25 protein-coding genes and 1 tRNA gene are annotated in these 26,051 nt (G+C 68.2%); 9 read left to right on the top strand and 17 right to left on the bottom strand.

Going from position 1 to position 26,051, the window contains the following annotated elements; translation table 11 throughout:
* Positions 1–24 precede the first annotated feature (24 nt).
* From ISU07_RS06660 to ISU07_RS24715, 8 genes are all read left to right on the top strand, one after another.
* A complete protein-coding gene (locus ISU07_RS06660; RefSeq protein ID WP_194705976.1) occupies positions 25–1,089 on the top strand; it encodes a YlbL family protein in 1,065 nt (354 codons plus the stop codon).
* Positions 1,086–1,670 carry a PPA1309 family protein gene (locus tag ISU07_RS06655; protein WP_194705975.1) on the top strand — a complete coding sequence of 195 codons (585 nt, stop codon included), beginning with the start codon at positions 1,086–1,088 and terminating at the stop codon, positions 1,668–1,670. The genes ISU07_RS06660 and ISU07_RS06655 overlap by 4 nt, the downstream gene beginning before the upstream one ends.
* Complete coding sequence (locus ISU07_RS06650) at positions 1,667–4,675, top strand: UPF0182 family membrane protein (RefSeq protein WP_194705974.1); 3,009 nt, start codon at positions 1,667–1,669, stop codon at positions 4,673–4,675. Before ISU07_RS06655 ends, ISU07_RS06650 begins: the two co-directional genes overlap by 4 nt.
* Positions 4,676–4,734: 59 nt before the next feature.
* Positions 4,735–5,319 (top strand): TetR/AcrR family transcriptional regulator, encoded by a 585-nt coding sequence (locus ISU07_RS06645; RefSeq protein WP_194705973.1) that lies wholly within the window; start codon positions 4,735–4,737, stop codon positions 5,317–5,319.
* A 73-nt stretch (positions 5,320–5,392) separates the two neighbouring features.
* On the top strand, positions 5,393–5,755 hold the full coding sequence (locus tag ISU07_RS06640) for an antibiotic biosynthesis monooxygenase family protein (RefSeq protein WP_194705972.1): 363 nt from the start codon (positions 5,393–5,395) through the stop codon (positions 5,753–5,755).
* A gap of 56 nt (positions 5,756–5,811) precedes the next feature.
* Positions 5,812–5,885 (top strand) — tRNA-Met (locus ISU07_RS06635).
* Positions 5,886–6,067: 182 nt separating this feature from the next.
* Entirely contained in the window at positions 6,068–6,298 is a 231-nt protein-coding gene (locus tag ISU07_RS06630; RefSeq protein WP_194705971.1) for a helix-turn-helix domain-containing protein, read from the top strand.
* Between the two features lie 6 nt (positions 6,299–6,304).
* A complete protein-coding gene (locus tag ISU07_RS24715; protein ID WP_194705970.1) occupies positions 6,305–7,498 on the top strand; it encodes a tyrosine-type recombinase/integrase in 1,194 nt (397 codons plus the stop codon).
* Between the two features lie 131 nt (positions 7,499–7,629).
* On the opposite strand, the gene ISU07_RS06620 is transcribed toward ISU07_RS24715, so the two are convergent.
* The 4 genes from ISU07_RS06620 to ISU07_RS06605 form a co-directional block, all read right to left on the bottom strand.
* On the bottom strand, positions 7,630–8,916 hold the full coding sequence (locus ISU07_RS06620) for a hypothetical protein (protein ID WP_194705969.1): 1,287 nt from the start codon (positions 8,914–8,916) through the stop codon (positions 7,630–7,632).
* Positions 8,917–8,939: 23 nt separating this feature from the next.
* Positions 8,940–9,239 carry a hypothetical protein gene (locus ISU07_RS06615; protein ID WP_194705968.1) on the bottom strand — a complete coding sequence of 100 codons (300 nt, stop codon included), beginning with the start codon at positions 9,237–9,239 and terminating at the stop codon, positions 8,940–8,942.
* A 116-nt stretch (positions 9,240–9,355) separates the two neighbouring features.
* The gene (locus ISU07_RS06610; protein WP_194705967.1) at positions 9,356–9,892 is read right to left on the bottom strand and encodes a hypothetical protein; all 537 of its coding nucleotides are present in this window, start codon (positions 9,890–9,892) and stop codon (positions 9,356–9,358) included.
* Between the two features lie 12 nt (positions 9,893–9,904).
* Entirely contained in the window at positions 9,905–10,318 is a 414-nt protein-coding gene (locus ISU07_RS06605; RefSeq protein ID WP_194705966.1) for a single-stranded DNA-binding protein, read from the bottom strand.
* A gap of 385 nt (positions 10,319–10,703) precedes the next feature.
* On the opposite strand from ISU07_RS06605, the gene ISU07_RS23870 reads away from it, so the two are divergent.
* Positions 10,704–11,840 (top strand): hypothetical protein, encoded by a 1,137-nt coding sequence (locus ISU07_RS23870; protein WP_228521391.1) that lies wholly within the window; start codon positions 10,704–10,706, stop codon positions 11,838–11,840.
* Positions 11,841–12,311: 471 nt separating this feature from the next.
* Here the strand turns inward: ISU07_RS23870 and ISU07_RS06595 are convergent, their stop codons facing one another.
* The 13 genes from ISU07_RS06595 to ISU07_RS06535 all read right to left on the bottom strand — a co-directional run bounded on the left by ISU07_RS06595 (position 12,312) and on the right by ISU07_RS06535 (position 26,051).
* Complete coding sequence (locus tag ISU07_RS06595) at positions 12,312–13,952, bottom strand: AlbA family DNA-binding domain-containing protein (RefSeq protein WP_194705965.1); 1,641 nt, start codon at positions 13,950–13,952, stop codon at positions 12,312–12,314.
* Between the two features lie 90 nt (positions 13,953–14,042).
* A complete protein-coding gene (locus ISU07_RS06590; protein WP_194705964.1) occupies positions 14,043–14,609 on the bottom strand; it encodes a hypothetical protein in 567 nt (188 codons plus the stop codon).
* 150 nt (positions 14,610–14,759) lie between these two features.
* The gene (locus ISU07_RS06585; RefSeq protein ID WP_194705963.1) at positions 14,760–16,613 is read right to left on the bottom strand and encodes a type IV secretory system conjugative DNA transfer family protein; all 1,854 of its coding nucleotides are present in this window, start codon (positions 16,611–16,613) and stop codon (positions 14,760–14,762) included.
* On the bottom strand, positions 16,610–17,074 hold the full coding sequence (locus ISU07_RS06580; RefSeq protein WP_194705962.1) for a hypothetical protein: 465 nt from the start codon (positions 17,072–17,074) through the stop codon (positions 16,610–16,612). The genes ISU07_RS06585 and ISU07_RS06580 overlap by 4 nt, the downstream gene beginning before the upstream one ends.
* The gene (locus ISU07_RS06575; protein WP_194705961.1) at positions 17,071–18,150 is read right to left on the bottom strand and encodes an ArdC-like ssDNA-binding domain-containing protein; all 1,080 of its coding nucleotides are present in this window, start codon (positions 18,148–18,150) and stop codon (positions 17,071–17,073) included. Before ISU07_RS06575 ends, ISU07_RS06580 begins: the two co-directional genes overlap by 4 nt.
* Positions 18,147–19,751 (bottom strand): ATP-binding protein, encoded by a 1,605-nt coding sequence (locus ISU07_RS06570; protein ID WP_456093962.1) that lies wholly within the window; start codon positions 19,749–19,751, stop codon positions 18,147–18,149. Before ISU07_RS06570 ends, ISU07_RS06575 begins: the two co-directional genes overlap by 4 nt.
* Positions 19,640–20,047 carry a hypothetical protein gene (locus tag ISU07_RS06565; RefSeq protein WP_194705960.1) on the bottom strand — a complete coding sequence of 136 codons (408 nt, stop codon included), beginning with the start codon at positions 20,045–20,047 and terminating at the stop codon, positions 19,640–19,642. The genes ISU07_RS06570 and ISU07_RS06565 overlap by 112 nt, the downstream gene beginning before the upstream one ends.
* Before the next feature lie 639 nt (positions 20,048–20,686).
* Positions 20,687–22,138 carry an SCO6880 family protein gene (locus tag ISU07_RS06560; protein WP_194705959.1) on the bottom strand — a complete coding sequence of 484 codons (1,452 nt, stop codon included), beginning with the start codon at positions 22,136–22,138 and terminating at the stop codon, positions 20,687–20,689.
* Between the two features lie 6 nt (positions 22,139–22,144).
* Positions 22,145–23,455, bottom strand: coding sequence for a conjugal transfer protein TrbL (locus ISU07_RS06555; RefSeq protein ID WP_194705958.1), 1,311 nt, complete (start codon positions 23,453–23,455; stop codon positions 22,145–22,147).
* A 9-nt stretch (positions 23,456–23,464) separates the two neighbouring features.
* Positions 23,465–23,770 (bottom strand): DUF6112 family protein, encoded by a 306-nt coding sequence (locus tag ISU07_RS06550; protein WP_194705957.1) that lies wholly within the window; start codon positions 23,768–23,770, stop codon positions 23,465–23,467.
* 34 nt (positions 23,771–23,804) lie between these two features.
* Entirely contained in the window at positions 23,805–24,095 is a 291-nt protein-coding gene (locus tag ISU07_RS06545) for a DUF6112 family protein (RefSeq protein ID WP_194705956.1), read from the bottom strand.
* A gap of 86 nt (positions 24,096–24,181) precedes the next feature.
* The gene (locus ISU07_RS06540; protein WP_194705955.1) at positions 24,182–24,835 is read right to left on the bottom strand and encodes a hypothetical protein; all 654 of its coding nucleotides are present in this window, start codon (positions 24,833–24,835) and stop codon (positions 24,182–24,184) included.
* Positions 24,836–24,932: 97 nt separating this feature from the next.
* Entirely contained in the window at positions 24,933–26,051 is a 1,119-nt protein-coding gene (locus tag ISU07_RS06535) for a C40 family peptidase (RefSeq protein WP_194705954.1), read from the bottom strand.

Here is a 26,051-nt window from a genome sequence, read left to right as displayed (position 1 = left end):
CGTGGGGGTGAGAGGCTTCTCCGCATGACGCAGCGCACCCTGGCCGGCCTGGTGGCCGTGGTGCTCCTGGGCGCGCTCGCGGCCTTCGTGGTCTTCCGCCCGATGCCGTACGTCACCTACGAGCCGGGCGGCTCGATCGACGTGCTCGGGAAGTCCGACGGCAAGGAGATCATCCAGGTCACCGGGCACAAGAGCTATCGCGACGACGGCCAGCTGCGGATGACCACGGTGCTCGTGTCCACGCCCGGCGCGCGGCTGGACCTGTTCACGCTGATGTACGACTGGTTCGACCCCGAGGACGACCTCTACCCGTACGCCGCGGTGTACGCGCCGAACGAGTCCGACGACGAGCACCGCCAGCAGGGCCAGGCCGAGATGGTCGACTCCCAGCAGGCGGCCACCGCCGTGGCCGAGGAGGAGCTCGGCTACGACGTCGTGCACGTGATGGTCCGCAGCGTCACACGGGGGATGCCGGCGCAGGGGCACCTGGAGAAGGGTGACGAGCTGGTCAGCATCGGCGGGCAGCCGGTCCACTCCCGCGCCGACGTGCAGAACGCGATCACGGGCGCTCCGGCCGACCAGCCGCTGGACTTCGTGGTGCGGCGCGGCGGCCAGGACGTCACGACGTCCATCACCCCGACCATCCTCGACGGCAACCAGGTCGTCGGCATCAAGATCGGCGTGGACTTCGACCACCCGTTCGACGTCAAGGTACGGATCAACCCGAACATCGGCGGCCCGAGCGCGGGGCTGATGTTCTCGCTGGGGATCTACGACACCCTGACGCCCGGCTCGCTGACCGGCGACCACGCGATCGCCGGCACGGGGACGATGGACGAGGGCGGCACCGTGGGCCCGATCGGCGGCATCATGCAGAAGATCGTGGGGGCCCGGAACGACGGCGCGCAGCTGTTCCTGGTCCCTCCCGACAACTGCGACGAGGCCCTCCAGGCCCGCAACGGCGACATGCGTTTGGTGAAGGCCGTCACCATGCATGCAGCGGTCAAGGCGATCGAGTCGTGGGTGAAGAACCCGGACGCCGACCTGCCGACGTGCCGTGCGACCACCGACCGGAAGGCCGAGGGATGAGCAGCGCTGGACACCTGGAGGAGTCCCTCGACGGCGTCGACCCTGCGCTCGCCGCCGCCGTGCTCGAGATCGAGAGCCACATCGCCACCGGCGGCTGGGACCAGCCGGCGCGTCTCTACGCGCTGGTGCCCACCGCCGAGCTGGTCGAGCGCGAGCCCGCGCTGGCCCACGCCATGGGGCTCGACGAGGCGGCCGAGGAGGGCTCCTTCACCCCGGTCGAGCAGGACTCCATCGCCGACGCCGACCTCGAGCGCCAGCTCGCCACCATCGCCTGGCCGCCCGGCGTCGCCGGCTGCGCCGCGGTGGTGGAGCGGCTCGTGCTGCCGCCCGAGGCGGAGCAGGCCGTCCTCGACGACCCGGACAGCGCCGCGGCGTACGCCCGTCAGCACCCGGACCGGCAGGACGTGCGCATCGTCGCCGGCGCGACGCGCGCCGGCGCGACGTACTGCGCCCTGCGGCTGCGGGGCGCCGACGACGACCAGTCCGTGCTGACCGGCGCCGACCTGGTGCCCGGCCTGCTCGCGCTGCTGCGCGAGACTCTCGAGGACGACGAGCATGCCCCCGGAGAGGACCTCCCGTGAGCGACCGGTTCGACGACGACCTGCCCGAGGAGGCGGCCCCCGCTGCGCGGCCGCCGAGCCGCTCGCGCGCCCTGCTGATCACCGGCCTGGTGCTGGTGCTGGCGTTCTTCGCCCTGACGACGTTCGCCTCCATCTACACCGACCGGCTCTGGTACAGCGCCGAGGGCTACGGCGAGGTCTTCTCCAAGCTGTTCTGGACGCGCACCGGGCTCTTCCTGGTGTTCGGGCTGCTGATGGCGGCGTCGGTGGGCGCGAACATGTACCTCGCGCACCGCTTCCGCCCCTTCTTCCGGCCGGACTCCCCGGAGCAGGCCGGCCTCGAGCGGTACCGCGACGCCGTGCTGCCCGTGCGCGGCTGGCTGGTCGCCGGCGTCTCGGTCGTGATCGGCCTGTTCGCCGGCACCGCGGGCGCGGGGGAGTGGCGCTCCTACCTGCTGTGGGCCAACCGCACGTCGTTCGGCCGGGCCGACTCGTTCTTCGGTAAGGACATCGGCTGGTACGTCTTCGAGCTGCCGTGGCTGCACTACCTCGTGAACTTCACCATGGCCGCGCTGGTGATCTCGCTGCTGGCCGCCGCCACCGTGCACTACCTGTACGGCGGCATCCGGCTGCAGACGCCGGGCGACCGGCTCACCGGCGCCGCCCAGGTGCAGTTCTCCGTGCTGCTCGGACTGTTCGTGCTGGCGAAGGCCGCCGACTACTGGCTCGACCGCTACGACCTGGTCAGCGCGTCCGGCAAGCTCATCGACGGCATCACCTACACCGACGACCACGCCGTGCTGCCGGCCAAGAACATCCTGCTCGGCATCGCGGTCATCTGTGCGGTGCTGTTCTTCCTCAACATCTGGCGCCGCACCTGGACGCTGCCGTCGGTCGGCCTCGCGCTGCTGGTGCTGTCGGCGATCCTGCTCGGGATGATCTGGCCCGGCATCGTGCAGGCCTTCCAGGTCCGGCCGACGGAGCCGGACAAGGAGGCGACGTACATCTCGGCCAACATCGCCGCGACCCGGATGGCCTACCAGATCCAGGACGTCGCGGTGGAGGACTTCACCGACCAGTCCCTGTCGGGCACCGAGAACGAGCAGGCCGTGCTCGACGACACCGCCTCGGTGCCGCTGGTCGACCCGCAGCTGGTGCACTCGGCGTTCGAGCAGATCCAGCAGGTGCGGTCCTACTACTCGGTCGCCGACGTCCTCGACGTCGACCGCTACGACATCGACGGCACCGACCGGGCGCTCGTGCTCGGCGTGCGCGAGCTGGACCAGAGCGGCCTCTCCGACGACGCCAAGAACTGGTCGAACATCCACACCGTCTACACCCACGGCAACGGGATCATCGCGGCCTTCGCCAACCAGCGGCCGGTCGACGACTCCACGGAGGCCACCGAGATCGAGTGGGCCGAGGGCCAGCAGGTCAACCAGAACGCCCTGTCCGAGGCGACCGGCGGCTACGAGAGCCGCGTCTACTACGGCGAGCAGAGCCCCGACTACTCGATCGTCGGCAAGCTGCAGGGCGCGCCCGACGTCGAGCTCAACCTCGGCGGGGAGACCGACAGCAGCGACACCACGACATACGACGGCAAGGGCGGCGTCCAGGTCGGCAGCACGTTCCGCAAGCTGCTGTACGCCATCAAGTTCGGTGACCCGAACTTCCTGCTGTCGGAGCGGGTGAACGAGAACAGCAAGGTCCTCTACATCCGCAACCCGCGGCAGCGCGTGCAGAAGGTCGCGCCCTGGCTGACCGTCGACTCCGACCCGTACCCCGCCGTGGTGGACGGTCGCATCCTCTGGATCGTCGACGGCTACACGACCACCGACCGCTACCCGCTGGCGGAGAAGGAGTCGATCCAGACGATGACCGACGACTCCCTCACCCAGGCCAACAACCTGCCGATCGTGCCGACCGACCAGATCAACTACATGCGCAACGCGGTCAAGGCCACGGTCGACGCCTACGACGGCACGGTCAGGCTGTACGCCTGGGACGACACCGACCCGATGCTCAAGGCGTGGAGCAGCGCGTTCCCCGGCACCGTCCTGCCGAGGACCGAGATGCCGCAGGAGCTGCTCGACCACGTGAGGTACCCCGAGGACCTCTTCAAGGTGCAGCGCTACCAGTTCGCGCGGTACCACGTGACCGACGCCAGCGCGTTCTACAACAACAGCGCCCGCTGGGAGGTCCCGCCGGACCCCGAGCAGCGGGGCAAGCTGCAGCCGCCGTACCGGATGTTCGTCCAGGACGCCGACAGCGGCCAGGACCAGTTCTCCCTGACGTCGGTGTACGTGCCGTACAAGAAGAACAACCTGGCGGCCTTCGTGTCGGTGGACTCCGACGCGAACTCGAAGACCTACGGGCAGATCCAGGTGCTCCAGCTGCCCAACGAGAACACGCCCGGCCCCGGCAACATCGCCAACGAGATGCAGTCCGACGACAAGGTCACTACGCGCCTGTTCTCGCTGACCCAGGGCGCGTCCCAGATCAGGTACGGCAACCTGCTGACCCTGCCGGTCACCGGTGGCCTGATGTACGTCCAGCCCGTCTACGCCACGCGGACCAACTCGACGGCCAGCTACCCGATCCTGCGGTACGTCCTGGTCTCCTACGGCGACAAGGTCGGCATCGGCAGCACGCTCGAGAGCGCCATCATCGACGTCCTCGGCGGCACCGCGACCCCGACCGAGCCCGGCGACGGAGGCACCGACAACCCGCCGACCGACAACGGCAAGATCCCCGCCCGCGTCCGCGCGCTGCTGGCCCAGGCCCAGCAGGACTTCGACGCCGCCGACGAGGCCTTCAAGGCCGGTGAGGTCGGCAAGTGGGCGACGCTCATCGAGGCCGGCCGCAAGAAGGTCGACCAAGCCATCGCGATCCTCAACGAGAAGGGCAGCGGCGGGCAGCCGAGCGACACCCCGACGGACACCCCGACGGACACCCCGACGGACTCGCCGACCACCTCGCCGACCGAGTCACCCACCGACGAACCCACCATCACCCCGAGCGGGTGACGGCACGCCGTTCGGTGCACACCCGTGCAACGCGGCGCGGATTCCCCTAGCCTCGGGGCATGACCCAACCCCGGAGCGCCCAGCGACGACGTACCCGACGGGCGATCCTCGAGGCGACGGCGGACCTGCTGCAGCGCGGCGTCGACCCGACCATCAACGAGATCGCGGCGGCGGCCGAGGTGTCGCGGCGCACGGTGTACCTGCACTACCCGACCCTCGACCAGCTGGTCCTCGACGCCACCCTCGGCACCCTGAACGCCGACGTGGACGCCGCGTTGGACGCGGTCACCTCGACCGACCCCGAGGTGCGCATCGAGGCGCTGGTCGACGCGCTCTACGGGACGGTCGAACAGTCACTTCCCCTGGGACGCAAGCTGATCAAGCTCACCGTCGACGCGGAACCGCCGGCGCCGGGTGAGCCACGACGTGGTCACCGCCGGATCCGCTGGATCGAGTGGGCGGTCCAGCCCTGCCAGGCGACCCTGTCGACCGCGGCGTTCGACGACCTGGTGTCGGCGCTGGCGCTGGTCATCGGCTGGGAGTCGTTCATCGCGCTGGCCGACGTCCGCGGCCTCGCGCCGGCCGACGCGCGCGACCTCACGATCCGCACCGCGCGCACCCTCGTCCGGGCCGCTCTCGCCTGATCCTTGACAACGGCGGCTGGACGGAGTAACCATGTGTGTAGTAACTACACACCTGTGCACTTAGGAGGTAACCATGACCACGGATATCACGCCCGAGGACCGCACCGCACCCGCCACCGTCGGCCTCGTCGAAGGGGGAGTGACCCTCATCAACCGGTTCGCCGTGCCCGCCGGCCGCGACGATGAGTTCCGCGCCCTGTGGGAGACGACGAGCCGGTACTTCATCGCCCAGCCGGGCTTCGTCTCCCTGCGCCTACATCGCGCGGTGAGCGAGGACGCGCCGTACCGCTTCGTCAACGTCGCCGTCTGGGAGCGGGAGGAGGACTACCGCCGGGCGCACAGCACCGACGAGTTCCGCCGCGTCGTCACCGCACCGGGATGGGCCGAGTTCCCGAGCGAGCCCACCCTCTACGAGGTCGTCAAGGCCATCGGCTGACGGCCCGACCTCGATTTGGGTCGATACGGCCCAGCGAGTAACGTTGCGCTCACCGACGCGGGGTGGAGCAGCTCGGTAGCTCGCTGGGCTCATAACCCAGAGGTCGCAGGTTCAAATCCTGCCCCCGCTACGAGTTTCAGGCTCGGAGATCGCCGATCTCCGAGCCTGAAAGCATTTGAGATTTGATCCGACAGCCAGAAACCAGCCAGAAACCCTGTCGCGAGACCCCTCCGAGCCGCATCCGCCAGCATCGGCATGGGATGTCATGGAGCCTCGCGGGACCATCTGGGACTCGACGCTCACCTCACGGTCATGGAGACCAACAACAGCACGCTGAGCGCCCTCGAGCCGCTGCTGAGCATCGAGGATCTCGCCGAGTACCTCGACGTGCCGGTCACGACGATCCGCGACTGGCGCACCGACGGCAAGGGGCCGTGCGCGATCAAGGTCGGCGGTCGCGTCCGCTTCGCCACCTCCGACGTCATGGCCTGGCTGCTCCGCCAGCGGGAGACCGAGCCGGGGCATGGGCCGAGCGGCGGGTGAACGACCGTGGCTAGGCCGCGCACGCCGATCGGCACCTTCGGCGAGATCTACTTCGAGAAGACCCACGGCGGCCGAGCACGCGCGCTGACCCGATTCCGGGACTTCGACGGCCAACTGCGCCGCGTCCAGGCGACAGCGGACTCCCCGAAGGCCGCCGAGCGCAAGCTCAAGGAGATGCTCGCCGAGCGCAACGAACAGAACGTCGGACATGGCGAGCTCACCGCGGGCAGCTCCTTCCTACATCTCGTCGACGTGTGGCTCGCCGACCTCGACCTCGAGGATGCACTCGCGCCCAGCACCCGAGCTCTCTACGAGCGCAACATGCGCCAGCTCGTCGTGCCCGCCTTCGAGCACTACGCACTGCGCGAGATCAGCGTCCGCAAGGTCGACCAATTCATCAAGACGCTCGCCAAGACCAAGAGCTACAGCATGGCGAAGCAGGCCCGCACCGTCCTGAGCCTCGCCTTCGCGCTCGCCGTCCGCTACGACGCGATCCGGGAGAACCCCGTCCGCGACACCGCTCGTCTCCGCAAGCCGACCGCGCAGGCGATGTCGCTCACCGTCGAGCAGGTCGAACAGATCCGTAGAGCGGTCCGCGGTTGGCGCCGCGGCCCCGGCGTGCCGGGCCCGCCACCGGACGGGCAGCTCGAGCAGATCATCGAGGTCATGCTCGGCACGTCGGCCCGGATCGGCGAGGTGCTCGCGATCCGCAAGTGCGACGTCGACGTCACCACGACCCCGGCCACGGCCCGGCTCTGCGGGACGATCGTGTCGCCGGCCGGGAAGCCGACACATCGGCAGCCCCATCCCAAGTCGATGAAGTCGACCAGGACGGTGTCGGTGCCGTCTTTCACGGCCGAGGTGCTCCGGGCGCGGCTGGTGATGATCGCGTCCGAGGAGCCGGACCATCTGATCTTCTTCACTCGCAACGGCACCCCGTTGACGACCAATAACATCCGCCGACGGCTACGCGCGGTCTTTCACGAAGCGGGCATCGAAGGCGTCACCCCGCACTCGTTCCGCCGCACGGTCGCGACCGTTCTTGATCGGGCCGGTGGAGCAGACCTGGCTGCCGAGATGCTCGGCCACACCTCGTCAAAGATCACCAAGCAGCACTACATCGAGCCGGACGAGACGGTGGATCCGGTTACCGCCGAGATCCTCGAGGCGCTGGCCCCACGACAGGTGGGCGAGGCATGATCGCGTCGAAGTGGCTTGGAGTCGCGAATAGCTGCTGGTCGACGGTGCGTCGAAGGACCGCGCGGACCGATCCCCGAATGGGCGACCTGAGAAGGATGTTCTGCCGTGGCCGCGGAACGGACGCCTTCGCGCTAGAGACCTGGGACATCGAACTGTGCTCCCTTCTCGGGCGGACGGTGGATGAGGGCGGCATGAAGATCGACCCGGCTCGCGCCCGGCGACGCCGCGGCAGGCTCTGCCCGAGGCCGCAGATGCTCACGTGCGGTCCTGATGACCTCGAGGTCGGCCGCGCGGGCGACTGGCACGAAGCGCTCGCGAACCGGGTGGACCATCCGTCCCTCGCCGCTCACCGGTCGGGGGACCCTTACGCGCTGGACGAATGCCCGGCGCTCGACACCGGATTCGAGGACATCGCTGATGCGTTCGTCGATGCGGCGGAAGAGTGTCTGGAAGCCGCCGAGCATCCGCGGCTCGATCACGGTCGCGGACGGCAATACCTTCATTCGGCTGACCGCGTTCGCGGCCTCTGCTGTGGCGCCGGCGCCATTGCCGAGTCTTCCCCCGACGTTGCGGAGCTCGCGCTGGATCCGTGAGTACGTCGCGGTGCGGGTTCGCCATTGCTCGGCCAGCTCGGGATCGACCCGCTCTGCGTACGGAATGAGTTGAGAGGTGAGCAGGCGCTGAGAGTCGACGATAAGGCGCAGGTTCATGGCGTTCGGGATCGACTTCAGTCGGACCAGGAGGTTGTGCTCGGCCTGGAGCACTCCGAGGACTCCAGGCTTGGCCGGGCCACGGATGGGCTTGGTGCGCGGGCGCCATCCGGTTTGGTCGACGCTGTAGTCGGGCTGCCCGAGACTGACGTCGAGCGCCGTAGCGAGTGCCGCCCACCCGAGTCGATCGCAGCCGGCGAGCGGTTCCCAGTCGGGTGTGTTCCGGTAGCGACGATCGAGCACGACCAGTGCTTGACTGATCGCCGCGACGTCGCCTGCGATGGTTCGGGCCTGGGCTGCCGTGAGGTGAACGGCCAGGTCGGGCGCGGTGTCGTGCTCGGCCAGTGCCGCAGCCCGTGCCGCCAAGCGCCAGTGTTCGACAACGTCGTTCAAGTTCGGCGTCGCGATCTCCCTGCTGGACGCGGTCGGCGTCGTTGCCTGATCGCGTGCGAGTTCCAGGGCGCGGGCCAGCTCGCTCACTGCTGCGCCATGCTCGTTCGTGGCGCGGAAGGGGTCCGCCGGCTTCTGCGGGATGTTCGGGAATGTGAGCGGCTGTGCCACACGAATGGCTTGCGCGCACCAGACGACGAGCGTGCGCCTGAAGCGAAGGATCTGTTGCCCGACCTTGGCCCGCTCGGGTGACGAGTCTGCGGCGAGACGGTGCATCACCCGGTGTTGGCGCAGGAGCGCAGCCAACTCCGTGCGCATCTGGGCACCGTTCTCGCCGTACATCAGCCGATGTCCAGATCGTGCGCGTCGACGAGCATCGCCAGGATGAGCTCGACCGACAGGGGGTCGACTTCGTAGTTCTCGAGTTGCTCCACGGCGTTGCTCGCGGCTGCGAGCAGGATGTCGCGGTCGCCTGTGAGGTCCTCGGTGTCGAGTGCCGGGCAATCGTCGCCGTGTACGCGGTCGAGTTCTAGCAGCACCCGCTCGTACGCGGACGACGCATCGATGGTCAGCGCGCGGTCGGCGAGGGCGGCGACGTACGACCTGGCTTGCGCGAGCGTCTGTGCGTGGGGGAGAAGCATGTTCCCTCCTTCGGGGGTCGGGTATCGACCGTGCGCCGGTGATTGCGGTCCGGCCTGTGGCGTCGCGGATGCTGTGGACGACAGTTCGTGCGACTCGGCCATGGCCCGCATCCGGCTCACCCAATGAGCTGCTGGTTCGCGATTGCCTCGATCCGGCGTCGGCGCATAACGTCTTCGCGGACGAAGTCGGCGAAGTCCTTGTTGCGGTCTCGGATCTCGATCTCTCCGCCGGCGTCAACGGGGAGTTCGCCGGGCCAGGTGGTCTGCCTGGTTGGGCGGTCGCGGTCGAGCCGGGTACCGCAGATCGAGACCCAGTCCCGCAGCCGGCTTCGGGCTTCGGCGAACTCCCGCGTCCAGCTGATCGGTGCAGAGGGAGAGGCGGACTCGTGGTAGCAGCTGAGCCAGTGGCAGTGCAGCGCCGAGAGTTCCCAGACGAGTTCGTCGTGGCGGTGCCAGTACGGGGGCACGATGTTTGGCGGGAGCCCGAACGTGTTCTTGAGCCACTTGACCCACAAGTCGAGGTCGTGCCACTCGATCTCGGCCTGCTCCGCGTCCAAAAGGTTCCAGTTGATCGGAACTGGCGGTCGTTCCAGGAGTTCAGTCACGCTGCGGTAGCCGTCAGGGTCGTCGGGCTGGTCCGGATACGGACTCATCGCCGCAAGCCATCAGAGGCCGACGGCGGGAGGCTGCGGGACCGCGGTCAGCGACCGCTCCGCGGCGTGCCGGCCGCGCTGGACAACGTAGTCGGTCTTGTTGACGTTGTGGCCGATCTTGCGTGCGACGAACTCTTCCTTGATGACACTGCCCTCGCGGCCGTCCACCTCGTACTCGTGGACGTAGCCGCTGGCCACGAACGAGTCGCCCTTGCGGAAGCGGGCGTAGGTCTCGCGGGCTGTGCTCTCGAAGGCGACCATGTCGTGGAAGGTCGGGTCGAGCTTCGTGAAGCTGCCGTCGACCTCCTTGCGCCACTGCTCGATGCCGACGCGCATGCGGCAGCACTCGGCGCCGGCCTTGGTGAAGTGCAGCTCGGGTGCTGAGGCGATGAAGCCGACCAGGCTCATCTGGGTCGGGATGGACATGGGGACTCCTGATGCCGGCGGCGCCGATCGCGCCGCGTTCAGGAGATAGGTGTGCTGGCCGCGACAGCAGACTGCCGTTGTGTCCTTCGGATAAGAGGCAATCACCACGGACTTTGGCGTGCTTCCGGTGAGATTGGGCTTTCCGGCCGACGCCAGAGTCCGCCCCTCGCCCAGCTGGCCGTCGTTCGGGCGCGCCGGACCTCGGGGTCACCGCGGCTATCATTGTCGCGAGGCGGGCTGGACTGCCTCTCTCCAAGTCTGAGTCCCCACGCGACGAAGACGCCGAGGACAACGGATGCCGATCCAGTAGCGCAGTACCTGGAGGAGACCCGTCTCAAGTCAGGGCTGGCAGGCGTGGGTTGCGAAGCCCGGAACAAGAGATGAGATGTCCACCAACAACCACGAGTACCGCCGCGACCTCCAGCAAGATGCCCGCGCCTGGGCGCGCTTCACCGACACCAACTACACCGCCGCGCTGCGGCAGATGACCTCCCCGCTCGCTCAGGGGTTTCTCGGCGCCCGGGTCGGCGCACGGGACCTGATTGCCGTGCTCGAGGACCACCCGCTGGTCGGGGCCGACGATGACGGGCCTCTTCTCAGCGATAACGGCTTCTACGCGGACGAGCCTTGGGTCTTCAACGGCAAGACCGATTACATCGAGCTGGCCATGATCATCGACATGCTGCGCATGTTCACACCCACACCACCCGGCGAGGAGCCGGAGGTGAGCAGCTACACCCTGAAGCACACCGCGGAGAGCTTCCTCGCTCCGCACTGCACCTACGTGTCCAACGGTCGCATGATCTGGGCAGCAGCCGCACTGGACCTCCCGATGGTCGAGCCGGACGGCGGCAGCCTGAACCTGCTCATCGGCGTCGCCGAGCGGGAGCACGACTACGTCAGCCGGACGGTCCGAGACGGGCACCGGAGGCCGCAAGCACACCACTTCCGGCCCGAAGCGTTCATCTACCTCACTTCGGCGCTCGACTGCGCGGCGGCGGGCGAGTTCATCGACAGCCGCTGGGTCCAACGGACCCCGGTTCGGGAGGCTGCACACTTCCACGACTGGCTGGTCCTGCAGTCCTCGCGCAACGACCCCATTGGTGACTTCGCTGTCGACTACACGGCTGGCGTACACGACAGCGACCACCGCGCCGCCCGCACCCCGGACGAGCTGCTGTCCATCCTCTACGACGTCTCACATTCGCCTGAGGCTTACGACGCCGCGGTCAGAGCGATCGCTGACTGGATGAGCACGTCGCCGCTGGCGGCCCCGATCCGGACGGACCGCCTCCGGAGCGACTCGCACGATGTCGCCGGATGGGGCGCTGGCGCAGGTACGGTCGAGCGGGACGAGTTCCGGTGCCCCTGTGGCGATGGCGCCATCATCGAGGAGCACGAGAACGTCCCGGGCTTCCGAGAGCACAACGTGTGGCTCGACTGCGACAAGTGCCGCGCAGAGTGGCGCTTCGTTGACGGCAGGTCCGCGCGGCAGTGGGGCTTGGTACCCGCAACCGCCTGAACCGACTAGCGGAGGGCGCGAAGCCGATGGCGAGCCTCTTCCGGCTCAGGAGGAAGGGGCTCGCCGTCGTGCCCGGCGGCGACCCGGTTGGCCAGCCTGGCCAACTGGGCGACGATTGGCTCGCTTAGACCGGTTGCCTCTGTTCGCGGCGTAGGACATGCCCTGGTTGCGCATCGCCGTGATGGCGGCTGGGAGCGCTTCACGTGCCCGGTCGGTCATCGCCCCCCTCGAAGCAGCGGCGTCCACCTGATCGTTCAGGGGGTCAATCAGTTCGCCGACCACTCCGGCGGTGGCTGTAGGGTCAGCCAGCCCCCTCGACCCGCTTGACCTCCTTTGGCCAGGGCCGTCTTGAACCCGGCCGACAGCCATGTCGGCGGAAGTTCTCCGCGGCGATCAGGCTCGGCATGCAGTCAGTCGATCGTGTGTATGCCCATACAGATTCGGAGGCTCGCTCAACTCCGACTGGCCGGCTCAGGGCTGATGGTTGGAGATGAAGGTCTTGACCGCCTGGTCGCGGAAACCCTCCCAGCCCCAAAAGCGCTGGCCTTCCTTCGCGGCGATGCCGTCGATCAGGTTGAGGACGCGAGCCACCGTGGCGTTGGAGGCGTCGTTCACCAGGGTCTTGCGCATCTGGGGGTCATCCAGCATGCGGGTGACGACGACGTCGCTGCGACCGCTGAACCGCGAGAAGTTCGGGTAGCTGACGTCAAGCACGTCGCGCTCGGAGATCGCGTTGAGATTCGTCGCGGCGACCAGGGCGATGAGGAGGTCGAAAGAGCAGATGCTGACCAGGAGCGGGTCGTGCTCGGTCACCTGGTCGGCGGGGTCCGGCAGGTCCGGGTGGAGCACCGGCAGGGCTGCGGTGATGCCGCGGGCAAGCATCGGCAAGGACGCCTCGTACTTGGTCCCGTCGGGCCGGATGAGGTTGAACAGGCCAGCACGGCTGGACTGGGTGAGAGCGTCGCGGTGCCAGGTACGCCGGCTGCGCTCGTCGAGCCCCGGGACCTCGAGGAGAGCGAGCTCGCGTACGACGTCCCACCGCCGAAGCCGCACGGCGAGCCCGCCGAGCGCGTAGAGGCGCTCGGCGATCCGGAGCCACAGGATCGGGACGAGGCCGTGGTCTGATGTCTGGACGGTCAAGTCCTGAACGGTCCAGGCGTATAGCTCGGCGAACACCTTGCAGGTCATCGTGAAGTACTGCGGCCGCTCGAGGTCGAGGGCGAGCGCTGCGACCGCGGTGAGCCGGTCCAGCACGACCTTCAGGTCGTCGTCCGCCGCCGCGACAGCCGAGGACGGGTCGGCGACCACGACACCAACCCGTCCGAGCGGGTCGCTGACCAGGCGCCGGACCTCGGCCTGCGCGGAGCGCAGCATCGTCCGAATGGGGATGTCGTCGTTGCGCCGCATCAGTTCGACGGTCGCGGCGTCGAAGCCGGCAGCGTCGAGCTGCCAGTTGTACGTGCCGGCTGGGTCCGAGATGACCGAGCTGGCGGTTGTCGCGGCGTGGAGCGCCTTGCGGAACTCCTCGGCGTTCTCGGCGCGCCACTGCTCGCGCGCCCGGGCGTCGCGGTTGCGGTTGGCCTCGGCGAGGTCGGCCTGGTTCCACGGCTCGCTCTTGCTGCCGTGCCGGGCGTACACGTCGCCGGCGCGGAAGGCCTGCTTCTGCTTGCCGTTGGCGTCGGAGTAGTCGCCGCTGGTGCGGAACACATTGAAGCCGTCGGGGTGCGGGGCGATCCAGACGATCGCCACCTTGACCGGGCCGTTGCCAACGTCGATGGTGTGCACCGCGGACCGGACGTCGTACCCCTGGCCCAGGTACTTGTCGAGCTTGCCGCGGAGCTGCGCCTCGTCGAAGTGCTTCTCCGCGCTGGCAGCGAGGCCGACGACGGTGCCGTCGTTGTCGACGCCGATCAGGCGGTAGCCGCCGGCGAGGGCCATCGCTCCGGAGTCTTTGGCGAACTCGACGTGCTCGTAGGTCTCGCCGAGGTTGCACTCGCGCTTGTAGTCGAGCCACTTGAGCTCGGTCTGCACGGCGATGAGCTCCATGACCTTGGCGTCGGTGACAGCGCCGTCCAGGGCGAACGGCGGCTCGTGTGCCGGGGTTGAACTCACCCACAAATCGTCTCCCCGTCGTCAAGCCAGTTCCGGAACGACCAGGGCCCGCACCGTTTCGGTGCGGGCCCTCGTCGGACGTGCGGCCGGTCAGCTCGTGCGCTGCACGATCGTCACCCGGGTGCCCATCGGGACGGTGACCCGGATGCCGCCGCGCGTGTCGGGGGCGACCTCGACGTCGGCCAGCAAGGCGGCGCCGCTCGCCGCCGCGCTGGGCATCCCGGCGTCGACGGCCGCCTCGGCACGGACGAACTCGACGATCTTGCGCTCGATCTCGTCCTCGGGACTGGCACCGCCGTCGAGCAGCCCGCGCTCGTGGAAGTGCTGAAGGAACGCCGACGTGTCGACGTAGCGGACCGGCCGCGCCTCGCCGCGCTTCCAGGCGCCACCGGGGACGGGCTGGCCGATGAGGTCCTCGAAGCCGTACGCGGGGGTCACGTCGAACCTGATCCGGCCGGCCTCCTCTCCGGGGCCGTAGCCGGTGATGTCGTACATCGAGGCGATGCGGCCGCCGTGGACGCCGACCACGAACTGGCCGAACTTCTCGAACGCCGCGCTGCTGATGCCGCTCCACTCGCCCGCCGTGTCGCGCTGAATCTGCTCCAGCAACACGTCGTCGGGGATGCCGAGCCGCACCTGGTCGAGTAAGCGGGGCATCGAGCGCCGCAGACTGACTGCCATCATGGGACGGGTCTCCTTCTGGGAGATCTGGGCGGGGGCGGCTTCGGCTTCCTACGGCGCTGGCCGCCCCCCGCATCTGTAACTTCGGAATCATCTTGCCAGAAGATGTCGAAGATGCCTACGCCGTCACTCATCGGGCGCCGAAATTGCAGCAGACCCCCTCCATGGACGCGTGCCACTGATGTGATCGCCCGGTCGCCTCGCGATCTCGCGATCCCCACAACTGCGTGGTACTGGACGGAACGGGGCGGGGCATGCGGCCCGATGCCGACTCGTCCACCGGCGGAGTTCGGTCACGATGGGCGGTGCGTTCCGCAACAGGACCAGACCGGTGCCGAACGGCAGCGTGCGGATTCGCTCTGGAGGCATCACGCGCGTGCGCCGGACCGACCGCTGGAGGGAGCGTGCGCCGTAGTCGCTGATCGTGACAGTGTCGGAGCGCTCGTCGCGCTCGCCGATGAGTACGGAGAGTTCCTGGAGGTCCTTGGAAGCCGACGCTCCACCGAGGATGACCTTGACAATCGAGGCGTCCCAGATCGTGCTGGCTGCGTGGTCTCCCCACTTGTTCCGTGCCTGCGAGAGCGACTGGAGGACGGGCATCGTGGTGATCCCGGTACCGCCGCCCTCGGCCATAAGCACTGGCAGTGAGGGGAGGGGTGCCAGGTTCCCGATCTCGTCGAGTGCCAAGAGGATCGGCGGGTCCAGGCGCGCACCGATAGATGATGCCGCCTGATGGCGCGCGACCTCGGTCAGGTCCTCAAGGAAGGCCGCGACCAAGGGCCAGGAGGCGCCCGCTCCGGCGCCGGTGGCGAGAAGGTAGAGGGTGCCGCTTTCCGACAGAAACGCGGCGGGGTCGAACGACTCGCCTGCCTGCGGACTCACAGCTTCAAGAACGGCTGGATCGGCGAGCGACGCGAGGGCTTGGCTGACCGCCATCCAGATGGAATCACGCGTCCTGGGATCGGAGTTGATCATGCCGTCGAGCGCGTCGGCCCAGCCGGCGGCTGCTTGTGGGCGACTGGCAAGGATGCCGACCGCATCGGTCGCGGCCGAAGGCGACAGTGACCACTCGAAGAGTACGCGGGTGGGTAACCGTTCGATCGCGGCCGCGTGGAGCAGCGACTGGAGTGCTGACCGGGCTTTGCCCTCCCAGAAGCCACCGGACTCCACCCCGCCGGAAGAGAGCCCGGTCGTCGATGCCAAGGCGGCTGCTCGGATCATCGCGGTGAGCGGTTGTTCGCATCCTCGGATTGGGGACCAACGAACCCCGTTCCCCTCGATGGTGGGGAGTCCTGCCGTCAGATGCTGCGGGTCGAACACCGCTACGGGTCCGCGTTCCTGCCGGGCGAGGATCGTGGCGGCGATGTTGTCCGGTCGGGTAGACGTAGTGACCACTGCACCGGGCGCGTCGAGGATCGCGTTAATGACGAGGTGCAAGCCCTTGCCGGACCGGGGCGGTCCGATCACCAGGATCGAGTCCTCAACCGAGGCCCAGATCTCCCGGCCGCAGCTGCGCCCGAGCAGGTAGCCGACATCCTCGGGCCGCGCGCGGCTGATCGAGGGGCGGAGGGTCTCGCCTCTACGGACGAGTGCCCCCTTCGACGCCACCAGGTCGATGTCGCGGCGGGTGGCGATGCCCTCGATCTTGTGGGGATCGTGCTTGCTGTGGTGACGCAGTCGGGCAACCACGGTCCATGCGATCCAAACAGCGATCGTGACCAGCGTGAGCATGGCTGCGACGACGAGCCAGTATGTCGAGGCCGACAGGCCGGGCGTGCCGAGCGCCGTACCGGGGTGCCCCGGGTCACTGAGAACTCGAACCCCGCTGGCCATCCCTCCGTGGGGGGCCGGCTCACCGGCCAGGAACGCGGCGATCTCTCCGGCGACTCCGAGGGCAAGCCCGAAGCCGAAGAGCGCGATAAGGCCCATCAGAGCAAGGTTGACCAGCTCGTCGTTCGCGCTGCGAGGACTCGGGTTCATGTCTGCGCCACGACTGGCGCGACCGTTAGCGAGGTCAGACCGAGGAGAACCAGCCCGTGGCGTGTTGCCGTCAACAGCGCCGGTGGGAGGTTGATCGCGGCATTCCCGTTGCCATCGGCTTCCTGGCGTGCCACGACGTAGGCGAGAGCGACCTGTTCGCCTGGGCGGAAGCCGGCGCCGGCAAGTGCCGGTGTTGCTGTCTCCGGCTCGGGCACCGCGGCTTCGGGAGCCGCGTTCTCCGTGGGAGTCTCGATGTCTGAGTACGTCGTGCCGTCAGCCTCATGGACTTCGACACGTACGGCGGTGCCGAGGTTCGCAGTTATCTCGTTGAGGACCGAGCGGAGCTCATCGCGAGACAGGTTCCGATCCCTGGCAAAGGGCTGCCCGTCGACGCTGACCTTGAGTCGGCCATCCGTGCCGACATCGAATCGGACGGTGGTGAGGAAGACTGGGACCTTCATAGCCCGATGACCGGTCCGTCGCGACGCGTGCCGGTGATGACAGGCGCCACGCCAGCTCGGTGGCTGAGTGCCTCTCGATCGAGACCGGACGGGTTGCCGTCGCCGACCTTCTGGGTGTCGAGCTTGTCGAGGATCCCGAGTGCAGTGGTCCTCACCCGCTCGGCCGTCGACTGGACGACCTCGATCGGCGTCTTGCCGGGGACGCTCGCCGCCCACGTCGAGACGTAGGGAACGGTGTAGGAGGAGGTGTCGAGCCCGTGCGCCGCGCCAACCATCAGGGCGATCGACTCCGCTTCCACCTCCGCGATGCCGCGGTGCAAGGTTGCGTCGGCGGCCAGGTCCGTCGAGATCACGTTGTCCCGCGGAGTGTGGAGAAGAACGTGTCCGAGCTCGTGGGCGAGGGTTTTGACCTGGGCGGCGTCGTCCATGTCCATTCGCACCGAGACCTCGCGGGCGAGGAAGTCGGTCACGCCGTTCGCACCGCCGATCACCGCAGCAAACGAGACCAATCGAAGCTCGAACCCAAGCGCGGTGATCTGATCGGCGAGGCCGTCCCACAGACCTGCTGGAGCCTCGCCCTGGAGCAGGTCCGGGCGCGGGAGTTCCGGCACCGGGTCTCCTGCGGTTTGAGACACGTCCCAGACATGAGCGGGCTTCAGACCGACGAGTTTCGACTTCGCGATCTCGCCGTGTCCGGGCTTCTCGCCGCGGGCAAGCCGGCGCCACGAAGTGGCATCGGCTGGGTTCGTCGAGGCGAACCTTGTCGTTACGGGCGCGAGGATCCCGTACCCCTGCTGGCCCTTCAGGACGTGGCGCCCGAGGGAGAGCCACTGGTGGAACCCGGCGACGTACGTCGGGGTCGGTTCCGGAACGCGCCCCTCGTTGAAAGCCGAGAAGTGCTGGGCGTAGATCAGCATGGTGTTGTTGAAGCTGCGAGACCGGAACTGCGCGGCGAAGGTGAGCGCTCGCTTCCAGTCTTCGCCGGTGACCAATGCGGCAACCGATTCCGACAACTGCTGTTGGAGCGCCTCGAGCTTGGCCTCCCGGGTTGCTCGGGCGCCGGCCTGCGTGGTCACGACGACGGCCCTCCTGTCATTCGTCCGGTCGTGTCGAAGAGCTCGAGCTCGGCGGGATGCATCTGGTGCTGTACGACGAACGATCGGTGCTTGATCCGCCACAGGCCTTGGCCCGTGCCGAGCGTGGGGATGAGGGACTGTTCGGTGCCGGTGAGACCGAGCGCGGCTGAGGTGGCGCCGAGCTGGTCGGACTCCTGGCGGTAAACGATGCGTGTCTCGGCGTTGGCCAGCAGGGAGGAGGCGAGCGCACGCATCGCGGAGCCTTGGTCGCCGACGTTGTCGAGGTCGGTGAGCTTGTGGAAGATCAGTATGTTGGCAATGCCGTAGTGGCGCGCGAGTCGCCAGTGTGCGTCCATTCGTCGCAGCAGGGCGGGGTGCGACATGAGCCGCCAGGCCTCGTCGTACACGACCCAGCGCTGGCCCCCGGCGGGGTCGAGGAGTGCTGATTCCATCCATGCCGAGGCGCAGGTCATGAGGACCGAGACGAGGGTCGCATTCTCGGTGACGCGGGAGAGGTCGAGGGAGATCATCGGGAGCGTCGGGTCGAAGGTGACCGTGGACGGCCCGTCGAAGAGTCCCGCGAGGTCGCCGGCGACGAGCCGACGGAGGGCGTGCCCGACGAGTCGCCCGTCCTCGGCGAGTCGTCCATCCTGATCATCGGTGCGGTCGGGTGAGAGCAGCCTGTCGACGACCATCGGGAGGACCGGCACGTCGGCGCTCCCCACCGTGCGGTCGATAGCGATGTCGACCGCAGTGTGTTCCAGCGGGCTGAGGCGCCGGTCGAGCACGGTCTCGGCCAGTGCGCCGACGAGGTCGCGGCGGCGAGAGGCGATCTGGCTGGCCCATTGCACGTCGTCGAGACCCGATGGACGGTGGCCCTCGTCGAGCGGGTTGAGCCGGTTGGACATCCCGTGTCCGAGCGCGATCGCCCGGCCACCCACGGCCTCGGCGACCGCGGTGTGTTCGCCCTTGGGGTCGCCGGGCACGTATACCCGGCGACCAAACGGGATGGATCGGGTGTAGAGACTCTTGGCGAGGCAGGACTTTCCGGAGCCGACGATGCCGGCGAGGACGAGGTTCGGTGCCGTGATGAGACCGCGGGCGTAGAGGATCCAGGGGTCGTAGACGAATGAGCTGCCCGAGTACAGATCTTGGCCGACGAAGACGCCCTCACTGCCCAGGCCGCCCTCGGCAAGGAACGGGTACGCGCCCGCCAGGGTCGCCGAGGTGTCCTGATGGCGCGGGATGCGGAATCGCCCGGGAGTCCGGAGGGCGGCCGGACCCGATTCGCCGGCGCGGGGGAGCGTCACGGCGGCCCGCTTCTCAGCGGAGAGCTGCTCGGCCTTGCGCTTCGCCTCTGTACGCCGGGCCTCCCGGTCGGCGGACAAGAGCCCTCGCGCGGCTGCCTTGCGCAGCTTCCGATCGTGCCGCCGCTCCCGGCCCGGCGAGACAAGGACAGCTGAATGCATGCGCCCGTCCTGCCACCCAGTCACAGCGACAACCCGGGCTGACCCTTTGAGCGCTGGACCGGTGCGAGCGACGGGTAATCGTCGATGCTGTAGGCGATCGTCGCCTCGACCTCGTGCGCCCGGTCCACGCATTCGGCAACCTGGTGGATCATCTCGGCGGCGCGGTGAAGCTCCCAGGACTCGCTGTACGACGCTGCGCGCCCGGCGTTGGCATCGCCGTTCATCCATGCCTGCTTGCGAGTCGGCCCATCGTGGAACTGGCCGAGCTGGTGCAGCGACTGGCTCAGCGACGCGAGCGCGGAGCTGATGGACCCGAGTACGGCATAGAGCGAGGTCGGATCCTCGATCGAGCGCGTCGCGTGGGCGAGGCCGCGGACTGCTTCTCGCAGTTCGTCAGCGTCGGCGACAGGGTCGTTGAAGGTAGGCATCTGTGGGCTCCTCGGTCGATGGGTTTTCATCGATGAGGTGCGCGTGGTGGTCCGCCCTGTCGCCATGGCGGCGGTCGCTGGCCGACCTACCGTGTGGCCGTGGCCGTGGCCGTGGCCGTGGCCGTGGCCGTGGCCGATCTGACGGATCCTTGCCCGAACTGCTACACCCTGATGCGCTGGGAGACCTCCCACGAGCGTTGCGACGACGGCGGGTACATCCGGCGGTGCTGTGAGGGCGCCCCCTGTAGCTGAGCCGGTCTACTCGTCCGCGGCATCGCCGACATCCCGGCGGCGGACACGGCGGCGCTTGCCGGTCTTGCGAAGCACCGGCCAAGGCTCGCGCACAGCACGACCGTTGCGGCGGTTCTTGTGGGGCTTACAGAGCTGGCAGCCCTTGTGCTGCCGGTGAGGCGAGTGCGCCATGGTGACGACTCCGATCCGTGAACAACACCCGCCACGGAGGGCGGGGTTGGTGCGGGATCGCGGCCATGGAGGAAGGCTACGCCGGACGTCCGACACCTTCCGGGGAACGGAAGACCCGCAGGCGTCTCGGGTCACCTGCGGGGTCTGGGCAGAATCCTGGAGTATGCCGTCGGCCGTTGTCCCTGGAATCGAGATTTCCAGGTGGTTCCGGCGTCCTTAGACGCCTCGTGCGAGCGGCAGCGCGGCTACGGCGAAGCCCTGAGCCTGCTGTCCCCAGAGCCGACGGGTCTCGCACGACGCCTGGATTGCCGCCTGCTCAATCGCTGCGACAGCGCGCTCGAGTTCGGCGGGGTCACTCGCGCTCACGGCGACGAAGCCGGTTGCCCGCAGCACGCCGTGACCGGCGGTGAGGTCCGCCTCCTGCTGGAGGACGTCCTGGTACTCGGCCGTCTGCTGCGCGTCCTCGATCTGCCCGATCCTCTGCCGCTGGGCGGCGTCGGAGATGTACTCCGTCTTCTTCTTGCGGATGTCCCGAGCCGCTCTGTCGGTGCGCATCGGCGTATAGAGAAGGGAGCACGTCCGCCGGATCCCGGATGAGAGAAGGATTGGTGCGAGGAAGCCGGGGAAGACCAGTGAGCGCGGCCATTCGCTGATCCAGAGGACGCAGTGGTGCGCTGAGTCGCTGCGGAGGCTGCCCCAGGACTCGGTGACGGCGACCGGGCCGGCGGTTGCCAGGTCGCGGCCGACGGCCCCGTGCCGCTCGAGGGCGCCCGCCACAGCTGGGTCGTAGGCCGATCGAAGGATTAGGGCGAGGTCGCCAGGGGTGAGCCAGTCCGAGGGAGAGAGGTCAGCGGACCGAAGGGCAGCGAGCATCGTTGCCATTTCCTGGCGGAGTACGGCGGCAGCGCCGCGGTTCCCGCCACCTGCGGCCCGGATTGCGCGGCCAGCGGTCTTGATGTCGAGCGACATCGAGATGGTGCTGGCATGGCGCTCGCCGGCCGGGCCGGCGCGGTCGACGAGCTCGCCGTACGTCGTCGATGCCCACGTCTCGGCGCGGTTTCCATGCTGCTCCCACCAGTCCGCCAGTCCCTTGCCGGAGTCGGGGAGCGTGCGCTCCATGACCTGGACCGAGGCCAGGCGTCCGGATCGGCAGGCGGTCGCGAGCACGCGTCCCCAGCTGACAACCCGACGTTCCTGCTCAGCAGGGTCGAGCAGCACGAAGGCGGGGTGGGAGACACCCACGATTGCGGTAACGGTCGCCGCGTGGGGGTCATGGACCATGACTGCCCCGGTCTCCGGATCGACCCACTGCCTGAGCCGTGCGGCGTCGCCCGGGAGCGCTAGCGTTCCCGCCGGGCGCGGCTTGACGACGCGGCGGCGGTATAGGAGTTGGCCCCCTGAGGAGCGCCACAGCCACCGAGCTCCGATGGGGCCCCACTCAACGATCTTCCGGCCGCCTGCGCCGACGAACCCGAGCACCACGAAGACGAGGATGATCGGGAACGTCATGATCACCGCGCCCAGGTAGAGGCCGAGGATCAGGGTGCCCGCGGCGAGGCTCGCCATCACGAGCTGCGGGCCAGACAGTCCGAGGAGGACGCCACGCTTCGTGAGGCGGGAGAACTTGATCGGTGTGAGCGACGGTTCGGCGCTGCTTGACGAACTCACCGCGGATCACTTCCGTCCTGCGGGCTCGACAAGTGTCGAGTCCGCGACCGGCGGCGGGACCGCGGATGGGGCCGCAGACTCGTGGGCCTCGGCTTGGCCGGTCGCTTGGGTGGCGACAAAGCCTCCGAGGCGCGGCCCGGCCGCCGCAGCTTCCTTTCCCGCGACCGCGCCCGCGGCGACCGCCCCGCCTGCAGCGGCTGCGCCACCCGAGCCGCCCGCGGCCGCCGCGCCTCCGAAACCGCCACCAGCGGTCCCGCCGCCCGAAGCGGTTCCGGCCGGTCCGCCACCACCACTCGCGGCGGGCGTGACCGCAGGCGACCCACCCGCCGTCGTACCACCGCCGCTGTCTCCGAGGATCTTGACGGGCTCACTGCCGGTGCGGCGCGAGAGGGGAATCGGCATCGGCCGGTTGAGCGACGACTTGGCCTCCTGTTCGGCGGACATCGCGTGGTACTGGTCGAAGCCCATGAAGGCGATCGCCTTGTAGGTCAGGTACGGCGCGAAGCCGGCCATCAGCATCAGCACGACTCCGGCCAGCGGCTGGCTGACGGACTCAAGGTCCGCGTCGATCGGTGCCGACACCTGAGCCGTTGCGAGGAGAAAGATCACGACGAGGACGACTTTGGACAGGATCATCGCGATCACGAACGTCGCCCAGCGGCTCAGCCACGTCCGGGTGTGGTCCCAACTCGATCCGGCGAGCGCGATGGGCGCGAACACGATCGCGATGAGCAGCAGTGCTTTGCGGATCAGGAGGCTGATCCAGACCACCATCGCACCCACGATGGCCAGGCTCGAGAGGAAGATCGTCAGGATCGCACCCGCGCCGGGAGCGCTGAGGTTGATGGCACCGAGGCCGGCGGCGAGTACGGCGACCTTGTCGCCCATCTCGTTCATGTTCGTCCCAGCAGCGTTGACGATGCCGATGCAGAGCTGATCGGTGATCTCGAGCGCGGTGCCGAGGAGTGCGAGGGCGACAAACGATCCGAGGATCGATTTCGCGAGCCCGAGCGCGGCTCTGGAAAGCGCGGCTGGCTCGCGGCGGATCATGCCGCCCATGACCTGGAGCAAGAAGAAGCCGAGCATGACGAAGACGCCGATGCCGAACATGATGTTGTAGACCTTCGTGTACTCACCGCTGGTCACGTCGACGAAGGTCGTGGTGTCGATGACCTTCCAGACGGACGTGAACATCCACTCGGCCGCACCGCCCATGCCCTGAGCGAGCCAGTCGAATGGCGCCGTCACGACCGCGCCCGCCGCGTCTCCGGCGGCATTGCAGACCTCGTGAATCACCGGCACATCGCAGACACCCATGACGGTCTCTCAGACCTGCTGGCCGACGTTCCAGAAAAAGTTCACCAGAGTGACTGAGGCGCCGCAGACGATCGCTGCGCCGACGGCAACCAGGACCCCGAGTTTGCCGCGACCCGCGAGGTGCGGGTTCGAGGAGTTGGCTCCAAGCGCCCACACGATGGCCGAGATGATCAGCGCGAGCACGGCGAGGACCAGCCCGACCGTCATCGAGGCGCCAACGATTTTCTTGAGTTGGCCGATCCCAGGTAGGCCGTTGGAGTTGGGATCGATCTCGATGTCGAGAGGGAGCAGGAGAGCTGCTGTAAGAAGGTCCATCGGAGGACTCCTGACGTTCGAACGGGCGGACGTCTTAGAGGTGTGCGCCGATGTCCAGCAGCCAGTTCGCCCAAGCCAACGCGGCACCGGTCAGCGTGGCGCCGCCGATGGCGACGAAGCACCCGAGCTTCGCCTTCTGGGCGGTGTGCCAGCTGCCGGAGTTCGACGCGATCGCCCAGGTGGCCGCCGAGACTACGAGCATGAGAACGGCGACGATCAGGCCGTACGTCAGCAGAGCGCCGACGATGGCACGCAGATCGCCGGCGCCGCCGACAGCTCCGAAGTCCGGCCCAACCTCATTCGCGACCAGGCGAAGTTCACCCATGTCCTAAGGTGCACGTGCTGCGGATGACTCTCGACTCGAGCGCGACGATGCAGCTCGGGCGGGCCACCCTGTCGGGGATGTGGTGGCTAGGACCCGGTGGCGTACGGATAGGGGTCGAATTCGTGGGGGTCGTCGCCCGGCTCACGGCCACCCAGGTTCTGCACGTACTCCCACGGGAGTTCGTGCGACAGGCCCTTGCCGCGACGCTCCTCCTGTCGGCGTTCCCAGCGCATGAGGGCGCGGTAACCCTCGAGGATGGCCACAACATCGCAGTCAGCGATGGAGCGCCCACAGCTGCAACGCTCGCCGCTCACCTCGTGGTGCTTCATGTGGATGAGGCACATCTGGCGGAAGGCGTGGTCCCGGGAGTGATAGGCCGCGGCGGCACCCACATGCGCGGCTCGCAGTTCGTCGCCATCCACCCACTTCTCCACCACCTGAACGGGGCGCTGGTCCAGTTCTTCCCGAAGGCTCGCGATCTCCGCGTCCTTCCCTGCCAGCAGTGAGTCCTTCTGGGCCAAGGAAGAGGCATGCCGGTCCTCGAGCGCTTCGACTCGCTCGCGCTCGTGCTCGGCGGCCATGTCCCTGTGAATTGTCAGTGCCTTCCTCAGGTCGTGGGCATCCGATCCCTGATGGCGGGCACAGAGGTCACAGACGATGGCAGCCTGCGGCAGGTCGTTGAACGCCTTGCGCGGCGAAAAGATCGCATTGTCGAGTCCACAGCACCGGCAGTAGCCCATGTTCAAACGGTACGCGTGACGACCGACAGTTCCTGGCGACGCAGCTGCACCACCTCGGCGCCGAAGATTCAAGGACTTGGATCTTTGTCCTTCGGCTTCAGCCCAGCCGCCGGACGGTCATGATCTCGCCGGCGAACTCGTCGATGGTCCCGTAGCGGACGACATCGCCGGTTCGAGGTGCATGCAGGATCCGGTTACCGCCCACGTAGATTGCCACGTGGTGCGGTCCGCCGGCGCCGGGGTAACTGAAGAAGATCAGGTCGCCAGGTTGCTGGTCATTCCAGGAGATGCCCTGGCCAGCGTGGATCTGGTCGCCCGAGTAGTGAGGGAGCCGGATCCGGCCCCCGGAGGCTTGGTACGCGGCGTAGAGAACAAGACCGGAGCAGTCGAATCCACCTCCGGTCGGTCCGCTGAAGTCACCGCCGCCCCAGACGTACGGCTTGCCGAGTTGCGAAGCGGCCGCCGTGATGAGAGCTCCGGGGAAGCCGGGCGGAAGGTTGGCGGGTAGGTCGCCGGCGGGTTGCGCGCACTCCAGTTCGCTGGTTAGCGATACGCCGCTAACCGCGCTGAGAACCTTCTCGGCGACCGGCTGGTTGACGGCGTACCTGTCGGGGTAGGCGGAGACCTGGACAGCTTGTGCGGCGGGGCCAGGCTCGATCGTCTGCCAGCCGTCGATGTCCAGCAGCCCGCGGGGAGATCCGTGGTTCGGTCCGTTCGCACCGCCGTAGAAGGCCCGGGACGACCAGACCGGGTCCATCAGGTTCTCGACCGTGCCCCAGCCTGCAGCGGGTCGCTGTTGGAAGAGGCCAACGGAGTCGTGGTCGCTGCCGTCGCCGTCGTTGGGGATGTCCGCGGAATGGGGGTATGCGCTCGTGTTCGACAGAACTCGCAGGGAAGATTCCGTCAGAGCGGTCATGATCGCGATCATTTGGCCCCGCGCCGGGATCCCCTCGCCGTTACCGACGGCGATGATGGTCGCGGCCCTCGTGAGCTGCTGCTTGTTGAGCGTGACGGTCTCGCCGTGGGTGTTGGTCGCGGAGAGCCCCTCAGGGACGGGGCCAGCAACGCCGAGGCTTGAGGTCGCTTGGCCGTCCCACATACAGCTGCCTGATCCTGCGGCTGCCGGGCTCACGAGCGTCGCCACGCCGAGGACCGCGGCTCCAGGCGCAAGCAGAACTGCGGCCGCGGCGCCGGCGGCAAGAACCTTCATGCCCAT

It is taken from the genome of Nocardioides islandensis (genome assembly GCF_015352455.1).
GTDB lineage: Bacteria > Actinomycetota > Actinomycetes > Propionibacteriales > Nocardioidaceae > Nocardioides > Nocardioides islandensis.
The sequence above is the reverse complement of the archived record's forward strand: the minus strand, read 5'-3'. Positions and strand labels throughout refer to the sequence as shown.